Annotated in this window: 15 protein-coding genes; 5 read left to right on the plus strand and 10 right to left on the minus strand. The window is 63.4% G+C overall.

The features are described 5' to 3' along the window. Window positions 1-6: 6 nt before the first annotated feature. The 5 genes from tkt to pgl all read left to right on the plus strand — a co-directional run bounded on the left by tkt (window position 7) and on the right by pgl (window position 6522). A complete protein-coding gene (tkt, locus tag G6N81_RS03040; RefSeq protein ID WP_165132884.1) occupies window positions 7-2103 on the plus strand; it encodes a transketolase in 2097 nt (698 codons plus the stop codon). After that, window positions 2100-3206, plus strand: a complete 1107-nt coding sequence (tal, locus tag G6N81_RS03045; protein ID WP_165132887.1) for a transaldolase — start codon at window positions 2100-2102, stop codon at window positions 3204-3206. Before tkt ends, tal begins: the two co-directional genes overlap by 4 nt. An 81-nt stretch (window positions 3207-3287) precedes the next feature. Continuing rightward, entirely contained in the window at window positions 3288-4838 is a 1551-nt protein-coding gene (gene zwf, locus G6N81_RS03050) for a glucose-6-phosphate dehydrogenase (protein WP_165132890.1), read from the plus strand. Continuing rightward, window positions 4835-5785 (plus strand): glucose-6-phosphate dehydrogenase assembly protein OpcA, encoded by a 951-nt coding sequence (locus G6N81_RS03055; protein ID WP_165132893.1) that lies wholly within the window; start codon window positions 4835-4837, stop codon window positions 5783-5785. The genes zwf and G6N81_RS03055 overlap by 4 nt, the downstream gene beginning before the upstream one ends. Further along, window positions 5782-6522, plus strand: coding sequence for a 6-phosphogluconolactonase (gene pgl, locus G6N81_RS03060; protein WP_165132896.1), 741 nt, complete (start codon window positions 5782-5784; stop codon window positions 6520-6522). Before G6N81_RS03055 ends, pgl begins: the two co-directional genes overlap by 4 nt. Before the next feature lie 149 nt (window positions 6523-6671). Here the strand turns inward: pgl and G6N81_RS03065 are convergent, their stop codons facing one another. From G6N81_RS03065 to uvrA, 10 genes are all read right to left on the minus strand, one after another. Further along, the gene (locus G6N81_RS03065) at window positions 6672-7031 is read right to left on the minus strand and encodes an RNA polymerase-binding protein RbpA (RefSeq protein WP_165132899.1); all 360 of its coding nucleotides are present in this window, start codon (window positions 7029-7031) and stop codon (window positions 6672-6674) included. Beyond that, complete coding sequence (gene secG, locus G6N81_RS03070) at window positions 7031-7279, minus strand: preprotein translocase subunit SecG (protein WP_165137665.1); 249 nt, start codon at window positions 7277-7279, stop codon at window positions 7031-7033. Before secG ends, G6N81_RS03065 begins: the two co-directional genes overlap by 1 nt. A 110-nt stretch (window positions 7280-7389) precedes the next feature. Then, window positions 7390-8205, minus strand: coding sequence for a triose-phosphate isomerase (gene tpiA / locus G6N81_RS03075; protein WP_165132902.1), 816 nt, complete (start codon window positions 8203-8205; stop codon window positions 7390-7392). Continuing rightward, window positions 8193-9410: a phosphoglycerate kinase gene (locus tag G6N81_RS03080; RefSeq protein ID WP_165132905.1), complete on the minus strand. Its 1218-nt coding sequence runs from the start codon at window positions 9408-9410 to the stop codon at window positions 8193-8195. The genes tpiA and G6N81_RS03080 overlap by 13 nt, the downstream gene beginning before the upstream one ends. 99 nt (window positions 9411-9509) lie before the next feature. Continuing rightward, window positions 9510-10514, minus strand: coding sequence for a type I glyceraldehyde-3-phosphate dehydrogenase (gene gap, locus G6N81_RS03085; protein WP_165132908.1), 1005 nt, complete (start codon window positions 10512-10514; stop codon window positions 9510-9512). A gap of 102 nt (window positions 10515-10616) precedes the next feature. Further along, window positions 10617-11240 carry a superoxide dismutase gene (locus G6N81_RS03090; protein WP_165132911.1) on the minus strand — a complete coding sequence of 208 codons (624 nt, stop codon included), beginning with the start codon at window positions 11238-11240 and terminating at the stop codon, window positions 10617-10619. A 188-nt stretch (window positions 11241-11428) separates the two neighbouring features. Further along, window positions 11429-12412 carry a DNA-binding protein WhiA gene (gene whiA, locus G6N81_RS03095; RefSeq protein WP_165132914.1) on the minus strand — a complete coding sequence of 328 codons (984 nt, stop codon included), beginning with the start codon at window positions 12410-12412 and terminating at the stop codon, window positions 11429-11431. 180 nt (window positions 12413-12592) lie between these two features. After that, entirely contained in the window at window positions 12593-13465 is an 873-nt protein-coding gene (gene rapZ, locus G6N81_RS03100) for an RNase adapter RapZ (RefSeq protein ID WP_165132917.1), read from the minus strand. Window positions 13466-13475: 10 nt separating this feature from the next. Next, window positions 13476-15380: an excinuclease ABC subunit UvrC gene (gene uvrC, locus G6N81_RS03105; protein ID WP_165132920.1), complete on the minus strand. Its 1905-nt coding sequence runs from the start codon at window positions 15378-15380 to the stop codon at window positions 13476-13478. Between the two features lies 1 nt (window position 15381). After that, on the minus strand, window positions 15382-18291 hold the full coding sequence (gene uvrA / locus G6N81_RS03110) for an excinuclease ABC subunit UvrA (protein ID WP_165132923.1): 2910 nt from the start codon (window positions 18289-18291) through the stop codon (window positions 15382-15384). Window positions 18292-18304 lie beyond the last annotated feature (13 nt).

Raw genomic sequence — 18304 nt, forward strand, 5'->3', positions numbered from 1 at the left:
GGTCCGGTGACGGAACTGCGTTGGGACGAACTCGATCGACGCGCTGTGGATACAGCGCGAGTGCTGGCAGCTGACGCTGTCGAAAAGGTCGGTAACGGCCACCCCGGCACTGCGATGAGCCTGGCACCTGCTGCTTACTTGCTGTATCAGCACGTCATGAATCATGACCCTGCTGACACGCATTGGATCGGTCGCGACCGATTCATCCTGTCTGCGGGCCACTCTTCGCTCACCCAGTATGTGCAGCTCTACCTTGGCGGATTCGGCCTCGAGCTGGATGACCTCAAGGCGCTGCGTACCTGGGAATCGAAAACCCCTGGACACCCGGAATATGGCGAGACGGACGGCGTCGAGATCACAACGGGCCCGCTCGGTCAGGGACTTGCATCCTCTGTCGGCTTCGCCTATGCCTCGCGCTACGAGCGCGGGCTCTTTGACCCAGAAGCGGCTCCGGGCGAAAGCCCGTTCGACCACTTCGTCTACGTCATCGCCTCGGATGGCGACCTGCAGGAGGGCGTGACCAGCGAGGCTTCCTCTCTGGCCGGCCATCAGCAGCTCGGCAACCTCGTCGTGCTCTACGACGCAAACCAGATTTCCATCGAGGACGACACTGATGTGGCGTTCACTGAGGACGTCGCTGCGCGCTACGCCTCCTATGGCTGGCAGGTCATCGAGGTTGATTGGAAGAAGACCGGCGAGTATGTCGAAGACATCGCCGAGCTGAACGACGCGATTGCGTCGGCGAAGGCGGAAACCTCCAAGCCCAGCATCATCATCCTCAAGACCGTGATCGGCTGGCCGGCTCCCGGTAAGCAGAACACCGGTGGCATCCACGGCTCCGCGCTCGGCGCTGACGAGCTCGCCGCGACCAAGAAGGTCATGGGCTTCGACCCAGAGAAGTCGTTCGAGGTTGCCGACGAGGTCATCGCGCACACGCGTTCGCTGGCGGATCGCGCTGTTGCCGTTCGCGCAGAATGGCAGAAGAGCTTCGACGCGTGGGCCGCAGCACACCCCGAGCGCAAGGCACTTCTCGACCGGCTCGAGGCCGGCGAGTTGCCTGAGAACCTCGAGAGCGCCCTGCCGGTCTTCGAGGCGGGTAAGGGTGTTGCCACTCGCGCTGCATCGGGCAAGGTGCTCAACGCACTCGCCCCCGAGCTGCCCGAGCTATGGGGCGGCTCCGCCGACCTCGCCGGCTCGAACAACACCACAATCGACGGCGCGCGTTCGTTCATCCCGGAGGAGCACTCGACCTCCAAGTGGACGGGCAGCCCCTACGGCCGCGTTCTGCACTTCGGTATTCGCGAGCACGCCATGGGTGCCATCCTCAACGGCATCGTTCTGCACGGAAAGACGCGCGCCTACGGCGGCACCTTCCTGCAGTTCGCGGACTACATGCGTCCCGCCGTTCGCATCGCGGCGCTTATGGACATCCCGAGCATCTTCGTCTGGACGCACGACTCGATCGCGCTCGGCGAGGACGGACCGACTCACCAGCCGGTTGAGCACCTCGCGGCTCTGCGTGCGATTCCGAACCTCGCTGTCGTCCGTCCGGCTGACGCGAACGAAACCGCGTACGCCTGGCTCGAAATCCTCAAGCGCACTGACGGCCCCGCCGGCATCGCACTGACGCGTCAGGGCGTTCCCACGTTCGCTCGTGGCGAGGGCGAAGCCACCGGCGATACGTTCGCCTCCGCGTCGCTCACCGGCAAGGGCGCTTATGTCCTGGCCGAGGCTCCGAACGGCACTCCTGATGTGATCCTCATCGGCACCGGCTCCGAGGTTCAGCTGGCCGTCGAGGCCCGCGAGACCCTGAAGGCGGAGGGCATCAACGCGCGCGTCGTTTCAGCACCGTCGCTCGAGTGGTTCGCCGCGCAGCCCGAGGAGTACCGCGAGAGCGTCCTCCCCTCGAGCATCACCGCGCGCGTTTCGGTTGAGGCCGGAATCGCGATGCCGTGGCACGCCATCGTCGGAAGCGCTGGTCGCATTGTTTCGCTGGATCACTTCGGTGCATCGGCCGACTACGAGACCCTGTATCAGAAGTTCGGCATCACCGCCGATGCGGTCGCTGAGGCCGCACGCGAGACCATCAAGGAGAACGCATGACCTCCCCCACTGAACAGCTCGCCGCCGCCGGCGTGAGCATCTGGCTCGACGACCTGTCGCGCGAGCGCATCTCGTCCGGTAACCTCTCCGAGCTCATCTCCTCGCGCGCCGTCACGGGCGTCACGACCAATCCGACGATCTTCGCCGGTGCTCTCTCCAAGGGCGAGGCGTACGCCCCCCGGGTGAAGGAGCTCGCCGCTTCCGGAGCGACCACCGACGAGGCGATCTTCTCGATCACCTCCGAGGACGTCCGCGACGCATGCGACATCTTCCGCCCGATCTACGACGCCACTGCAGGCGTGGACGGCCGCGTATCGATCGAGGTCTCCCCCGACCTCGCACACGACACCGACGCCACAATTGCCCAGGCGAAGGACCTCTCGGCGCGTGTCGACCGTGAAAACGTCCTCATCAAGATCCCCGCGACGAAGGCGGGCCTGCCCGCGATCACTGCGGTGATCGGCGCAGGCATCAGCGTCAACGTCACGCTGATCTTCAGCCTCGAGCGCTACGGCGAGGTCATCGACGCTTTCGTCGCCGGCCTCGAGCAGGCTCAGGCCGCAGGGCACGACCTGTCGAAGATCCACTCGGTCGCGTCGTTCTTCGTGTCGCGCGTTGACTCCGAGGTGGACAAGCGTCTCGTGGCAATCGGCTCGGACGAGGCGATCGCGCTCAAGTCGAAGGCTGGCGTTGCGAACGCACGTCTCGCCTACGAGCTCTTCGAGCAGAAGTTCGCGGAGCCCGCTGCTGCCGCTCTCGTCGCCGCCGGCGCCAACGTGCAGCGTCCGCTCTGGGCCTCGACCGGTGTCAAGGATCCGTCGCTGCCCGACACGCTCTACGTGACGGAACTCGTCGCGGCTGGCACCGTCAACACGATGCCCGAAAAGACACTCGAGGCAACGTTCGACCACGGCACCGTCACGGGTGACACGATCACCGCGAACTACGCAGACTCACACCGTGTGTTCGCGGCGCTCGCTGGTGTCGGCGTCGACTTCGCCGACGTGACCCAGGTCCTTGAGGACGAGGGCGTCGAGAAGTTCATCGGTTCCTGGCACGAACTCCAGGACACCGTCACGGCAGCCCTCAAGGCCGCCAAGTAGAACCCTTCCGGTCCGGCCGGTGCCGCACCAGGCACCGGCCGGTCCTCTCTCATAACAACACTCGTCTTCTCTAGGGAATCCATGCCTGCTCCCATCCAGCGCGGCGTCAACCCGCTGCGCGACCAGAATGATCGGCGCCTCAGCCGGATTGCCGGGCCGAGCGCCCTTGTGATCTTCGGCGTTACCGGCGATCTCTCGCGGAAAAAGCTCATGCCTGCGGTCTACGACCTCGCCAATCGCGGCCTCCTTCCGCCGGGTTTCGCACTCGTCGGATTCGCCCGCCGCGAATGGGAGGACCAGGACTTCGCCCAGGTCGTGCACGACGCTGTTAAGCAGTACTCGCGGACGGAGTTCAGCGAGGAGACGTGGCAGCAGCTCGCCCAGGGCATCCGGTTCGTCAACGGAACGTTCGACGACGCAGAGGCGTTCGCGCGCCTGCGAAGCACCGTCAACGCCCTCGATGAAGAACGCGGAACGATGGGAAATCACGGGTTCTACCTGTCGATTCCGCCGAAGTCCTTCCCCATCGTCGTGCAGCAACTGCTCGATTCGGGCCTTGTCTCGAGCGAGCAGAAGCTCGACAGCTGGCAGCGCGTCGTCGTTGAGAAGCCCTTCGGGCACAATCTGGAGACGGCCCGCGAGCTGAACGACTATCTCGAGACCGCGTTCCCCAGCGACTCGATCTTCCGGATCGACCACTACCTGGGTAAGGAAACCGTCCAGAACATCCTGGCGCTCCGATTCGCCAACGAGTTCTACGAGCCCATCTGGAACAGCAATCACATCGACCACATCCAGATCACCATGGCCGAGGACATCGGCGTCGGTGGTCGTGCGGGGTACTACGACGGCGTTGGCGCCGCGCGTGACGTCATCCAGAACCACCTGCTGCAGCTGCTCGCGCTCACCGCCATGGAGGAGCCCATCAGCCTGTCCGCAGACGACCTGCGGTCGGAAAAGGAGAAGGTGCTCGCGGCCGTCATGCTGCCGGAAGACCTCTCAAAGGCAACCGCACGCGGACAGTATGCTGGCGGCTGGCAGGGCGGAGAAGAAGTCACGGGCTTCCTCGACGAAGAGGGCATGGACCCGAACTCCGGCACCGAGACCTACGCGGCTCTCAAGCTGGAGATCGCCACACGACGGTGGGCAGGAGTGCCCTTCTACCTGCGCGCCGGAAAGCGACTCGGTCGCCGTGTTACCGAGATCGCGGTCGTCTTCAAGAAGGCGCCGGAGCACCTCTTCAAACGAGGTCGCGACCGCTCGGAACTCGGTCACAACGCGCTGGTCATCCGTGTTCAGCCCGACGAAGGCGTCACCCTGCGGTTCGGGTCGAAGGTGCCCGGCAACGGAACGCACGTTCGTGACGTGACGATGGACTTCGGATACGGCCATGCCTTCACCGAGGCGAGCCCGGAGGCTTACGAGCGGCTCATCCTCGACGTTTTGCTCGGAGATCCGCCTCTGTTCCCTCGCCACGAGGAAGTCGAACAGTCGTGGCGCATCCTCGACCCCATCGAGGAGTACTGGGCTTCGCTCGACGAGCCCTTGGAGCAGTACGAGCCGGGATCGTGGGGCCCTCGCTCCGCAGATGCCCTGCTCGAACAGGATGGCCGAGTCTGGAGGCGCCCATGATCATCGATCTCAACGAAACCACCGTCAGCAAGGTCGCGAAAAAGCTGGTCAGCGTTCGCGAAGAAGGCGGCGCCGTCGCGCTCGGCCGCGTGTTGACGCTCATCATCAAGAGTGATCGCCGGCCCGTCGAAGAAGCGATCGAGGCGGCAAACGCCGCGTCGCGTGAGCACCCGATGCGCGTCATCGTCCTGGTGACGCATCCGGAGGACGCCCCGCGCCTCGATGCGCAAATCCGTGTGGGCGGCGACGCCGGCGCAAGCGAGGTCATCATCCTGCGCGCGCACGGAGAAGCCTCAAACAATCCCGAGTCGCTCATTACCGGGCTTCTCCTTCCCGACGCACCCGTCGTTGTCTGGTGGCCGGAGAACGCCCCCGAGGCGCCCTCTCAGGACGCTCTTGGGCGTATCGCCCATCGCCGCATCACCGATGCCTCCCGGGCTTCGAATGCCGCCGATCGCATCGCGAAGCTGTCTGCCTCGTCAACCCCGGGCGACACGGATCTCGCATGGACACGTCTGACGCGGTGGCGCGAACAGCTTGCTTCTGTGCTCGACCAGCCGCCGTTTGAGCCGGTCACCGCCGTTGATGTGCGCGGGGCAGCGTCGTCTCCGTCGACGCCGCTTCTCGCGGCGTGGCTGGGAATGGCATTGGACGCGCCAGTTACCTGGACACCCGAAGCGCCGAGCGAATGGGATCACGGCATTCACTCGGTTCGCCTCACGCGCGCCAGCGGCGACATTCTCCTCGAACGGCGCACGGCAACGCACGCTGTTCTCACGCAGCCCGGCCAGCCGTCACACGAGATCGTGCTGGCGCGTCGATCGTTGCGGGAGTGCCTGGCCGAAGAGCTCCGGCGTCTGGACGCCGACCCGCTGTACGGACGGGTCATCGAGGAGGGGTGGAACGCACTCAGTCACCCCACAACAGCCGAGGAAGCCGGGGCATGAGCAGCCTCGAGAACGTCGTCGTCCGTGCGGATAAAAGCGCACTCGCACACGCGGTCGCTGAACGTCTCATCTCGGAGCTAGCCGTGTTGACGGCTGGCGACGGTGTTGCGCACGTCTCGCTCACCGGCGGATCGATGGGCATTGGCACGCTTGCTGCTGTCCGAGACCTTCCGGACCGCGATGACGTCGCATGGTCGCGTGTGCACTTCTGGTGGAGCGATGAGCGCTTCGTCCCCCGGAACGATGGCGAGCGCAACGCACGACAGGCTCGAGAGGCGCTTCTCGACGCGCTCGATGTTCCCGATGTGAACGTCCACGAACCGTGGGCATCCGAAGACGGCTCACTGGACGACGCCGCCAAGGCGTATGCCGATGAGCTGTCCGCGCACGGGCCGGACGGCGAGCCGGCTCCCGCCTTCGACATTTGTCTGCTCGGCGTCGGGCCCGACGCACACATCGCATCGTTGTTCCCCGGCCGTGAGGAAATTCACGTCAGCGGCGGAGTCGCCGTGCTTCCGGTCCGGAACTCGCCCAAGCCTCCGCCCGAGAGGATCACGTTCACCCTGCCGGTGATCAACCGCTCGGCACGCGTCTGGCTCGTGGTTGCCGGAGCAGACAAGGCGGAAGCTGTTGCGCGTGTGCGCGCTGGCGCACTGGCCGGTGAGGCTCCCGCTTCGGCGGCCCGGGGCACCCTGGAAACGGTGCTCTTCGCCGATAAGGCCGCCCTCGCAGACTGACGGCCCCTGCTGCGATGAGACGGGCTCCGCCAGCGGAGGGGCCCGTCTTCTCTGTTGACAGGATCCGCACGGGCCTCTCGGGGCACGCGCACCGCGCAAAGAAGGACCCCACCGCCATCGGTGGGGTCCTTCTTCATACTCCGTGCGTTTTACGCGTCGCCGCGGCGCTGCCGCAACTTCTGCAGGGCATCTGCGAGAAGTTCGCCAGCCTCAGCATCGGTGCGACGTTCCTTGACGTATGCGAGATGCGTCTTGTACGGCGCGTTCTTGTCGGCCGCAGGAGGATTCTCCTTATCGCGCCCCGCGGGCAGTCCCGACCGTGGGTGGTCGATGAACTCGGGGATCTCGGCCTCGGGAAGGTCAGCTGCGTAGTGACGCACGACCTCGTTGCCCTTTGCATCCCAGTAACTGACCGAGATGCGTTCAGCCTGATGCCCATGGTCCAGCTCCCCCATCGGGCCGGAACCAATACGGGTACCGCGAATCGCGCTTCCGCCGCGGGCCGCCATTACAGCACCTGGAACTTGGTGATCAGGCCCAGTCCGACGATCGACAGGAACCACACAAGGGCGACCGTGATCGTGATGTAGTTGAGCACGCGTTCTGCCGAGCCAGAGGAGCTCACGGCCTGTGCCATGCCACCGCCGAACATGTCTGACAGTCCGCCGCCGCGACCCTTGTGCATCAGGATGAACAGGACGAGCAGGAGGCTCGTAAGTCCGAGCAGGACCTGCAGAGAGATCTCGAGAATCTGCAAGGTGAGGCCTTTCCGTCGTGCTCCGCGATCTACGGCGCACAAGCGTTCAGTATACCTACATGAAGGTCGGCGGCCCGGCCATATGACCGAGCCGCCGAGCCGAATCGACCTTAAACGCCGACGTGCTTCTGGAAGCGAATGATGGACGAGAACTCGTCGACCTTCAGGCTACCGCCGCCAACGAGCGCACCGTCGATGTCAGGTTCGCGCATGAAGGTGGCGATGTTGGTCGACTTGACCGAACCGCCGTACAGAATGCGCGTCGAGGCGGCTGCCTCGTCGCCCATCTTCTCGCGGATCACATCACGCAGCTTCGCGCAGACGTCCTGTGCCTGCTCAGGCGTTGCCGCTTGTCCCGACCCAATGGCCCAGACGGGCTCGTAAGCAACAACGATCTCTGCGTTCGACGCAACCGGCTCAAGAGCCTTCTCAAGCTGTGCGATCGGAACCGCGCTCGCGCCGTGCTTCTCGAGGTCTTCGGCGGTCTCACCGACGCAGATCACGGGAACAAGGCCGTGGGTGAGCGCGGCACGCGTCTTCGCCGCGACCACGTCGTCATCCTCTGCGTGGTACTCACGACGCTCGGAGTGACCGATGATCACAGAAGAGCACCCGAGCTTCGCCAGGAATGCACCCGAGATCTCACCCGTGTACGCACCAGAATCGTGAACGGAAAGGTCCTGCGCGCCAACACCAAAGGGAATCTCATCGGCGTCGACGAGCGTCTGAACGCTTCGCAGATCGGTGAAGGGAGGGAACACGGTGACGTCGACCGAATCGGCGGCGTGCTCTGCGTCCTTCAGGCTCCAGTGCAGCTTCTGCACAAGAGCGACCGCCTGCAGGTGGTCCAGGTTCATCTTCCAGTTACCCGCAATCAGCGGGGTGCGTCCGGCGCGCTGAGCGCCATCCGTCGTTACATCTGCCATCCGAGGACCTCCAGTCCGGGGAGCTTCTTACCCTCGAGGAACTCGAGGCTGGCGCCACCGCCCGTTGAGACGTGGCCGAACTCATCGTCGGCGAAGCCGAGCTGGCGAGCAGCTGCTGCGGAGTCTCCTCCTCCGACGACCGTGAGGCCGTCGGCTTCTGTGAGCGCCTTGGCTACTGCCTGCGTTCCGGCCGCGAAGGCTTCGAACTCGAACACGCCCATCGGGCCGTTCCAGAACACAGTCTTCGACGAGGCGATGGCCTCAGCGAAGATCTTCGCCGTCTCGGGACCGATATCGAGCCCGAGACCCTCAGCACCGAAAACGGTGTCTTCGAGGCCCGTCGACGGCGCGACTTCATGAGCGGCGTCGGGAGCGAAGCTCGCTGCCATCTCGCTGTCAATGGGAAGCAGGAGCTCAACCCCCTTCTGCTCGGCGTCGGCGATGTAGCGTTGAGCCGTTTCGATCTGGTCAACCTCGACGAGGCTCTTCCCGATCTTCGCGTTCTGCGCGGCGAGGAAGGTGTAGGCCATGCCACCACCGATGAGGAGCTTGTCCACACGCGGCAGGAGGCTGTCAATGACGCCGAGCTTGTCGCTGACCTTCGAGCCGCCGAGAACAACCGTGTAGGGGCGCACTGGGGCTTCGAGAAGGGCGGACAGCACGTTGACCTCATGGGCGACGAGCGTGCCCGCAGCAGAAGGAAGAAGTTCCGCCAGCTCGTACACACTGGCCTGTTTCCGGTGAACAACACCGAAGCCGTCGCTGACCATGAGGTCGGCGAAGCGTGCGATCTGGGAAGCGAACTCCCGGCGCTCAGCGTCGTTCTTCGAGGTCTCCCCTGCGTTGAAGCGCAGGTTCTCGAGAACAGCAATCTGGCCGTTTTCCAGCGCCGAGACGGTCTCCTCGGCGGAGGAACCCACCGTGTCCGTCGCAAAAGCGACATCGGTGCCGAGCAGTTCGGCGAGACGGTCGGCAACCGGCTTGAGGGAGAACTCCGGATTCGGTTCGCCGTTCGGGCGACCGAGGTGGGAGGAGGTAATCACCTGTGCGCCGGCCTCAAGAAGAGCGGTCAGCGTTGGCAGGGCCGCACGGATGCGGCCATCATCGGTGATCGTGCCGCCGCTGAGCGGCACGTTGAAGTCGCAACGGACGAAAACGCGCTTACCAGCGACGTCGCCCAGGGATTCGAGGGTACGAAGAGTCATCAGTTCCCAACTTAGCGCGAACGCCGGCCCGCTCGCGCACTGTGGCGTGAGCGGACCGGCGTTCGGGTCATCGTGTGACGAGGATCAGATCCGGTTGGATCAGAGCTGAGCGCCGACGAGCGACGAAAGGTCGACCAGACGGTTCGAGTAGCCCCACTCGTTGTCGTACCACGAGGAGATCTTGACGGTACGGCCGATGACGCGGATCAGACCAGCGTCAAAGACCGACGAGTGCGGGTCGGTGACGATGTCAGCCGAAACGATCTCATCCTCGGTGTACTTGAGAACACCCTTGAGGTATCCGTCAGCAGCTTCCTTGAAGGCAGCCTTGATCTCGTCGACCGTGACGTCCGAAGACGACTCGAGCGTGAGGTCCGTGATCGATCCCGTCGGGACCGGCACGCGAAGCGCAAAGCCGTCGAGCTTGCCCTTGAGCTCGGGCAGAACGAGGCCAATGGCCGCGGCTGCTCCGGTCGAGGTGGGAATGATCGACTGCGCGGCACCGCGGGCGCGACGGAGGTCGCTGTGCGGGCCATCCTGCAGGTTCTGGTCTGCCGTGTAAGCGTGAACCGTGGTCATCAGACCACGCTCGATACCGAACTTGTCGTTGAAGACCTTAGCCAGCGGCGCCAGGCAGTTCGTGGTGCACGACGCGTTGGAGAGGATGTGCTCCGTCTCGGCGTTGTACTGGTCAGCGTTGATGCCGATTGCGTACGTTGCGACATCGCCCTTGGCGGGCGCCGAGATGATGACCTTCTTCGCGCCAGCCTCGAGGTGGGCCTTCGCCTGGTCCGAGTGCGTGAAGCGACCCGTCGACTCGATGACGATGTCGACACCCAGCTCGCCCCAAGGCAGCTTTGCGGGGTCGCGCTCTTCGAGGGCAACGATCTTCTTGCCGTCGATGTAGATCGCGGTCTCGTCGTACGTGACCTCCTTGTCCAGACGGCCAAGGATCGAGTCGTACTTAAGCAGGTGCGCGAGAGTCTTGTTGTCGGTGAGGTCGTTCACCGCAACAATCTCGATGTCGGCGTTCTGGGCGAAAGCCGCTCGAATGAAGTTGCGTCCGATGCGGCCGAAGCCGTTAATACCGATCCGTGCGGACACTATGTGTCTCCTCATGTATGTGCCCCTGAAGTGGGGCGATTTCCGGTGGAAGGTCGTGCGCCGGGCGAGAGGATCCGCACTCCGCTCGCCCGGCAAAAAACGTTACTTGACGAGGAGACCCTTGGTCTGCTCGCGAGCAGTCTCAAGACGCTGCGTGACGTCGTCCCAGTTCACGATGTTCCAGAACGCCTTGACGTAGTCGCCCTTGACGTTCTTGTAGTCCAGGTAGAACGCGTGCTCCCACATGTCGAGGAGCAGCACCGGAACGGTGCCTGCCGCGAACTGCGACTGCTGGTCGAAGAACTGCTGGATGATGAGCTGCTGGCCGATGGAGTCCCAGAACAGCCCTGCCCAGCCCGAGCCCTGGAGCCCGAGCGCGGCGGCGTTGAACTGGCCCTGGAAGCCCTCGAACGAACCGAAGTACTCCTCGATCGCCGCAGCGGTCTCGCCCTCGGGACGTTCCTGGCCCTCAGGGCTGAGGTTGGTCCAGAAGATCGAGTGGTTTGTGTGACCGCCGAGGTGGAACGCGAGGTCCTTCTCGAGTTTGTTGATGGCGCCGAACTCGCCCTTCGAGCGCGCCTCAGCCATCTGCTCGAGCGCCGTGTTGGCGCCGGCGACATAGGCCGCGTGGTGCTTCGAGTGATGAAGCTCCATGATCTGCGCGCTGATGTGGGGCTCAAGCGCCGCGTAGTCGTAGGTGAGTTCAGGAAGCGTGTATGTAGCCATCAGTCGCTTTCTCTTTCGTACCGGGTTGTAGATCGCGGGGTGCGATCGACGCGGACACTCCTCATCCTAGTGATGCCACGAGGAAGAGGCACATACGATGACGATTCGTGCACCGGGACCGGGTGAATCACCCGCCGCGCACGACGAACCCCGTCGAGAGAAAACTCTCGACGGGGTTCGTCATACGATCACAATGCGTTCTCGGTTGCGGCGGGAACCGCCGATTCGGTTCCGGGAATGCCTTCTTTCGTCGCACGTTTGTCGGCCATCGCGAGCAGTCGGCGAATCCGGCCGGCAACGGCGTCTTTCGTCAGAGGAGGATCAGCGTGGTGTCCGAGCTCGTCGAGACTCGCGTCTCGGTGTGCAAGACGGAGCTGACCTGCCTGCTGAAGGTGCTCAGGCACCTCATCGCCGAGGATCTCCAGAGCACGCTCAACACGGGCGCACGCTGCGACAGCAGCCTGAGCCGAACGTCGGAGGTTCGCGTCATCGAAGTTGACGAGGCGGTTGACCCCTGCGCGCACCTCACGGCGCTGGCGCATCTGGTCCCACGACTCTGCCGCGCTCGTGGCACCCATCGCCAGCAGCATGGCGCGAATCGCATCGGAATCACGAATGACAACCCTCGGAACCCCGCGGACCTCGCGAGACTTCGCCTGAATACCGATGCGACCTGCCGCACCAACAAGCGCCATCCCGGCTTCACCGGACGGACATGCCACCTCGAGCGAGGCGGAACGACCTGGCTCGGACAACGATCCGGATGCGAGGAACGCACCGCGCCAGATCGCCGCCAGATCATCGGCGTTGCCCGTTGTCAAGCGATTCGGCAACCCTCGAACGGGGCGACGGCGCATATCGAGCAACCCCGTCTGGCGGGCAAGCGTTTCGCCCCCCTTGACAACGCGGACCGCGAACCTTTCGGAATCACGCGAACCGGATGCCTGGACATGCGCCAACTCGGGGCGAACACCATAAATTTCGGCGATATCGCGAGCCGTTCGCACGGCCAGACGACGATCATCGACCTCTGCTTCGACGGCGACGCGTCCGGCGATCGAGTGCAAGCCACCAGCGAATCGCAGAAGAGCAGTCGTCTCAGCCACACGCACCGTTGGTCGCGGGTCGCGAACGGCGATGAGTTCTGCCTTCACCTCGGCGGTCAGAGCCACGGATCTCCCTACTCGAAAAGCCACGTCACTCCACGCGTTCAGAAGCGGGAGCGGGCCCTCAACACTACCGTCCGCCCCCGCGAAAAACCGTAGGAGACCTCACAGCGGACGGCGATATAACTAGGTCAGTTTCCACCACTCCCAGGCTGACCACGGCCACTTCACAGCCGCCCATGCGTGCTACTCACGGCCGAGGTCGCGGTGACGGACTCCCACCTGTAGCCCAGGGAGCCGCCGCAACAGGGCCGCCAGCGCAATCGACATCGCCACAGAACGGTGCTTTCCGCCCGTGCAGCCGATCGCAATCGTCGAGTGGCCCTTGTTCTCGCGCTGATACCCCTCGATGATCGGCGTTACCGCGTTCGCGTATGCCTCAAGGAATTCCGTCGCGCCCTCCTGCGACAGCACATACTCGCTCACTGACTCATGCTCGCCGGTCAGGTTCCGAAGCTCGTCCTTCCAGAACGGGTTCGGCAAGAAACGCATATCAGCAACGAGATCGGCATCAGCAGGGAGACCGTACTTAAACCCAAAGCTGAGAATCGTCGTCCGGTGCCGCGGGGCATGATCTTCACGAAAAAGGTCGGCCGTGCGACGTGCGAGCTGGTGAATGTTGAGCGCCGAGGTATCGATGACGACATCCGCGCGCTCACGCGCTGGGGCAGTCTGGCGGCGCTCCTCACGAATTCCGTCCAGGATCGTGCCACCGCCCTGCAGAGGGTGCGGTCGACGCACCTGTTCGAAGCGGCGCACAAGAACGTCATCGGACGCGTCGAGGAAGACGATGCGCAAATTGTTCGCATCGCGAAGCTGCTGGACAGCCGCCGGCAGATCGGCGTACAAATCTCCTCCGCGCACGTCGACGACGGCGGCAACGCGCGGGAGCTGCCCGTCGATGCGTCCCGCCAGGTCAAGCAGCGGGCGCAACATCTGCGGAGGGAGGTTGTCGACGACGTACCAGCCGTGGTCCTCCAGCGCGTCGGCAACCGTCGACCGGCCGGCCCCCGACATGCCGGTGACGATCAGGACTTCGCCTCTGCTGTCGTCGCTCACATGACCAACCTTATCTATTCAGATGGTCGTAAATTGTCGCCGCAAGCACCGGTCCGATTCCCGGGAGCTCCTGAATCTGATCAACCGATGCACCGCGCAACGATGTCACGGATCCGAACTGCGTCAACAACGCCGCAATGCGAGCCTCCCCCAGCCCCGGCACCTCGCTCAGGATCGTGCGAATATCGCGTCGTCGTCGTTTGCGCTGATGCGTGATGGCAAAGCGGTGTGCTTCATCACGAATGCGCTGCACCAGATAGAGCGCCTCGGACGAGCGCGGCAAAATCACCGGATAGTCATCATCCGGAAGCCAGAGCTCCTCCAGACGCTTAGCGATTCCCGCGAGAGCGATATCCGTTCGACCCGCCTCACGTAGCGCGCGCGCTGCGGCCGACACCTGCGGCTGCCCCCCATCGACGATGAGCAACTGTGGCGGATAAGAAAATCGCTTCTTCTTCGAGGCCTCCGTGACAACACCTTCCGCATCACTCATCGCCAGCTCGGCAACGTCCGGCACCGCTTCCTCCGGCTCGTCAAGGCGGGCAAGGCGACGTGCGAGCACCTGGTAGATGCTGTCCGTATCGTCGGTTGTTTCCGCGATGGAGAACGAGCGATACTGGTCTTTGCGTGCGAGCCCATCTTCGAAAACGACCATCGAACCGACGACGTTCGTCCCCTGAAGGTGGGAGATGTCGTAACACTCGATACGCAAGGGCGCCGTATCCATGCCCAGCGCCTCCTGCAAATCTCCGAGCGCCTGTGACCGAGCGGCAAAGTCTGCTGTGCGACGGCTCTTGTAGCGCACCAATGCCTGCGTCGCGTTGAGCGTCGCATTGCGCATCAACTCCGCACGCTGGCCTCGCTGTGCAACGCGGATCTCGACCTTCGTCCCGCGCCGCTCGGAAAGAAACGCTTCGAGCTCCTCATGCGCGGGTGGAAGCACAGGAACGAGAACGCGGCGAGGAACGCCCTCCTCGCGGGCCTCACCGTAGGCGCGCTGTAACACCTGATCGACGAGGTCTCCGCTCGAGATGTCGAGCTCCTTATCGATCGTCGACGAATGAACTCCGCGCACCCTGCCGCCGCGGATGACGAAGAGATGCACGGCAGCGGAGAGCTCGTCTTCTGCAATGCCGAACAGATCGGCATCCTCGTTATCGGGGAGCACAAGCGCACTCCGATTCAACACGGCGTCGATCGACTCCAGCTGATCCCGGTACACGGCGGCCCGCTCGTAATCCATGGCCGCCGCAGCAGCACGCATCTTCCTCGTCAGATCGCGCGCAAACCGTTCGTCACCGCCCTGCATGAACGCAACGAAATCGTCGACGATCGCCCGGTGCTCCTCGATGGTCACCCTGCCGGAGCACGGGCCTCCGCACTTTCCGATCTGTCCCGGAAAACACGGCTTACCCGTGGCCATCGCCTTTTTATACGAAGAGTCGTTACAGGTGCGGATCGGAAAGACCTTGAGCATCAGCTCGATCGTGTCCTTCACCGCCCAGATTTTGGGGTAGGGCCCGAAGTACTTGGCGCCGCGAATCTTCGCATTGCGCGTGACCATGACGCGAGGCGCCTCATCCGCGAGCGTGATGGCCATGAAGGGATATGACTTGTCATCGCGGTACTTGACGTTGAACGGCGGGTTGAACTCCTTAATCCACTGGTACTCCAGTTGCAGCGAATCCACGTCGGTCGGAACAACGGTCCATTCCACGTGCGTGGCGGTCGTGACCATGCGTCGGGTGCGCTCATGAAGCGTGTGCAGGGGCGCAAAGTAGTTCGACAATCGCTGACGCAAGCTCTTCGCCTTGCCAACGTAGAGCACAGTTCCGTCGTCAGCACGGAACCGGTAGACACCAGGATCCGTGGGGATATCGCCTGGCTTCGGCTTGTACGGAAGGTGATCAGCCATATCAGTGAGCGGCGGCCGCTTTCTGTCTGCTGGGGCGCGCGATGATTCCGAGAGTCTCTGCGAGGAATCGCCCCGTGTGACTGTCAGGGTTCTGGGCAACCTGCTCGGGGGTTCCCGTCGCGACGATCTCTCCGCCACCGGAGCCGCCTTCTGGCCCCAGGTCGATCACCCAGTCGGCTGATTTGACGACATCGAGGTTGTGCTCGATAACGATGACGCTGTTGCCCTTTTCGACCAGACCGCCGAGGACCTCGAGGAGTTTGCGTACGTCTTCGAAGTGCAGGCCCGTTGTCGGTTCGTCAAGAACGTAGACGCTCCGCCCGCGGCTGCGCTTTTGCAGCTCGGTTGCGAGCTTGACACGCTGTGCCTCACCCCCAGAGAGCGTCGTTGCCGCCTGTCCGAGCCGAACATAGCCGAGCCCCACATCCACAAGCGTCTTCATGAACCGGTGGATCGATTGAATGGGCTCGAAGAAGTCGGCCGCCTCGGCGATCGGCATCTCCAGGACTTCCGCGATGTTCTTCCCCTTGTAGTGCACCTGAAGGGTGTCGCGGTTGTATCGGCTTCCGCCACACACCTCGCACGCGACATAGACGTCCGGCAGGAAGTTCATCTCGATCTTGATCGTGCCGTCGCCCGAACACGCCTCACAGCGGCCGCCCTTGACGTTGAAGCTGAAGCGACCCGCCTGATAACCGCGCACCTTCGCTTCCGGGGTGTCGGCAAAGAGGTTGCGGATCTTGTCGAAAACGCCCGTGTACGTGGCGGGGTTGGAACGCGGAGTTCGCCCAATCGGTGCCTGATCGACATGGATGACCTTGTCGAGGTCTTCCAGGCCTGTGATGCGCTTGTGTTTGCCGGGGACCACCCGCGCACCGTTGAGTTTCTGGGCAAGCACCTGATACAGGATGTCGTTGACGAGCGTGGACTTCCCCGAGCCCGATACTCCCGTGACCGCCGTAAAGACCCCCAGGGGGAACTCGGCGTCGACGCCCCGCAGATTGTTCTCCCGCGCGCCCACCACCTTCAGCATGCGCTTGCGGTCGATCTTTCGCCGCTCGGCCGGAACCTCGATCCGTCGTCGCCCCGCAAGATAGTCGGCCGTGACCGAGTTCTCATCGGTGAGAAGGTCCGCATACGTGCCGGAGTGGATGACGTTGCCGCCGCCTTCACCGGCGCGGGGGCCGATGTCGACGACCCAGTCACTGGACTCGATCGTCTCTTCGTCATGTTCGACAACAACAAGTGTGTTGCCCAGGTCGCGCAACGCCTCGAGGGTCTCGATGAGGCGTCGATTGTCGCGCTGGTGCAAACCGATCGATGGCTCGTCGAGCACATAGAGCACCCCGGTGAGTCCGGTTCCGATCTGCGTTGCCAGACGGATGCGCTGGGCCTCGCCTCCCGAAAGCGAGCCCGCGGCACGACTCATCGTGAGGTAGTTCAAGCCGACGCGAAGCAGGAAGTCGAGACGGACACGAATCTCGCGTAGCACCTGAGCGGCGATCATCGCCTCGCGATCGGTGAGCTCAATCGTGTGCATCAGCGACGCGGCCTCTTCCAAACTGAGGTCTGCTGCATCCGCGATCGAGCGTCCGGCGACCTTGACGGCGAGGACCTCGGGCTTCAAACGCGCTCCGTGACACACGGCGCACGGAATCTCACGCAGATAATCGGCCCACCGGGCGCGTTGCGTATCCGACTCTGCCTGTGTGAACTGGCGTTCGATGTACGGAACAACGCCCTCGAATCCGGAAGCGTAGCGCACCTCACGGCCCCAGCGATTCTTGTACTTGACATTGACCTTGTAGTCGTCCTGTCCGTACAGCACCGTCTGCCGGACGTCTTCCGGGAGCGCGCGCCACGGTGTGTGCAACGAGAAACCCAAATCGGCCGCGAGACCCTCGAGAAGTCGCTCGTAATACTGGAACAGGCCCTTGCCCTGCGTTGTCCAGGGAATGATCACGCCGTCGGCGATCGAGAGGTCCTCGTCACCGAGCATGAGATCGATGTCGACGGACATCTTCGTTCCGAGCCCGGAGCACGCGGGGCAGGCGCCGAACGGGGCGTTGAAGGAAAACGTGCGCGGTTCGATCTCTGTCAGCTGCAGAGGATGCGCGTTCGGGCAGGCAAGACGTTCGCTGAACGACTGCCATGCTTCTTCGCCCTCTTTTTCGACGAAGTTCACCTGAACCACGCCGTCGGTGAGGCCAAGTGCCGTTTCAACGGAGTCGGTCACGCGGGTCATAATGCTGTCCCCGCGCGCAACGAGTCGATCAACGACGACCGAGATGTCGTGTTTGTATGACTTCTTCAGTTTCGGGGGCTCGGACAACTGGATCAGATCGCCATCGACGAGCGCTCGGCTGAATCCCTTCGACCCAAGTTCCTGGAACAAATCGACGAACTCACCCTTTTTTTGAGTGACGACCGGAGCGACAACCTGATAGCGCGTCCCCTCGGGAAGCGACACGAGCTGATCCGCGATCTGCTGCACGGTCTGGCGCTGGATCTGCGCATCGCACACGGGGCAGTGCGGAATCCCGATTCGCGCCCACAGCAGGCGCATGTAGTCATAGATCTCAGTGATCGTTCCCACCGTCGAACGCGGGTTGCGGTTCGTCGATTTCTGGTCGATCGACACGGCGGGGCTCAGCCCCTCGATCGCGTCCACGTCGGGGCGATCGACCTGGCCCAGGAATTGGCGGGCGTATGCGCTGAGTGATTCAACGTACCGCCGCTGACCTTCCGCGAAGATGGTATCGAAGGCCAGGCTCGACTTTCCGGACCCCGACAGGCCTGTGAACACAATCATCTTGTCGCGCGGAATCTCGAGATCCACGTTTTTGAGGTTGTGAACTCGGGCACCGCGGACGGTGATCTTCTGGGCAGTCTCTACGGGAACGATCGGCACGATTCAGATCCTA

The organism is Microbacterium amylolyticum, from assembly GCF_011046975.1.
GTDB lineage: Bacteria > Actinomycetota > Actinomycetes > Actinomycetales > Microbacteriaceae > Microbacterium > Microbacterium amylolyticum.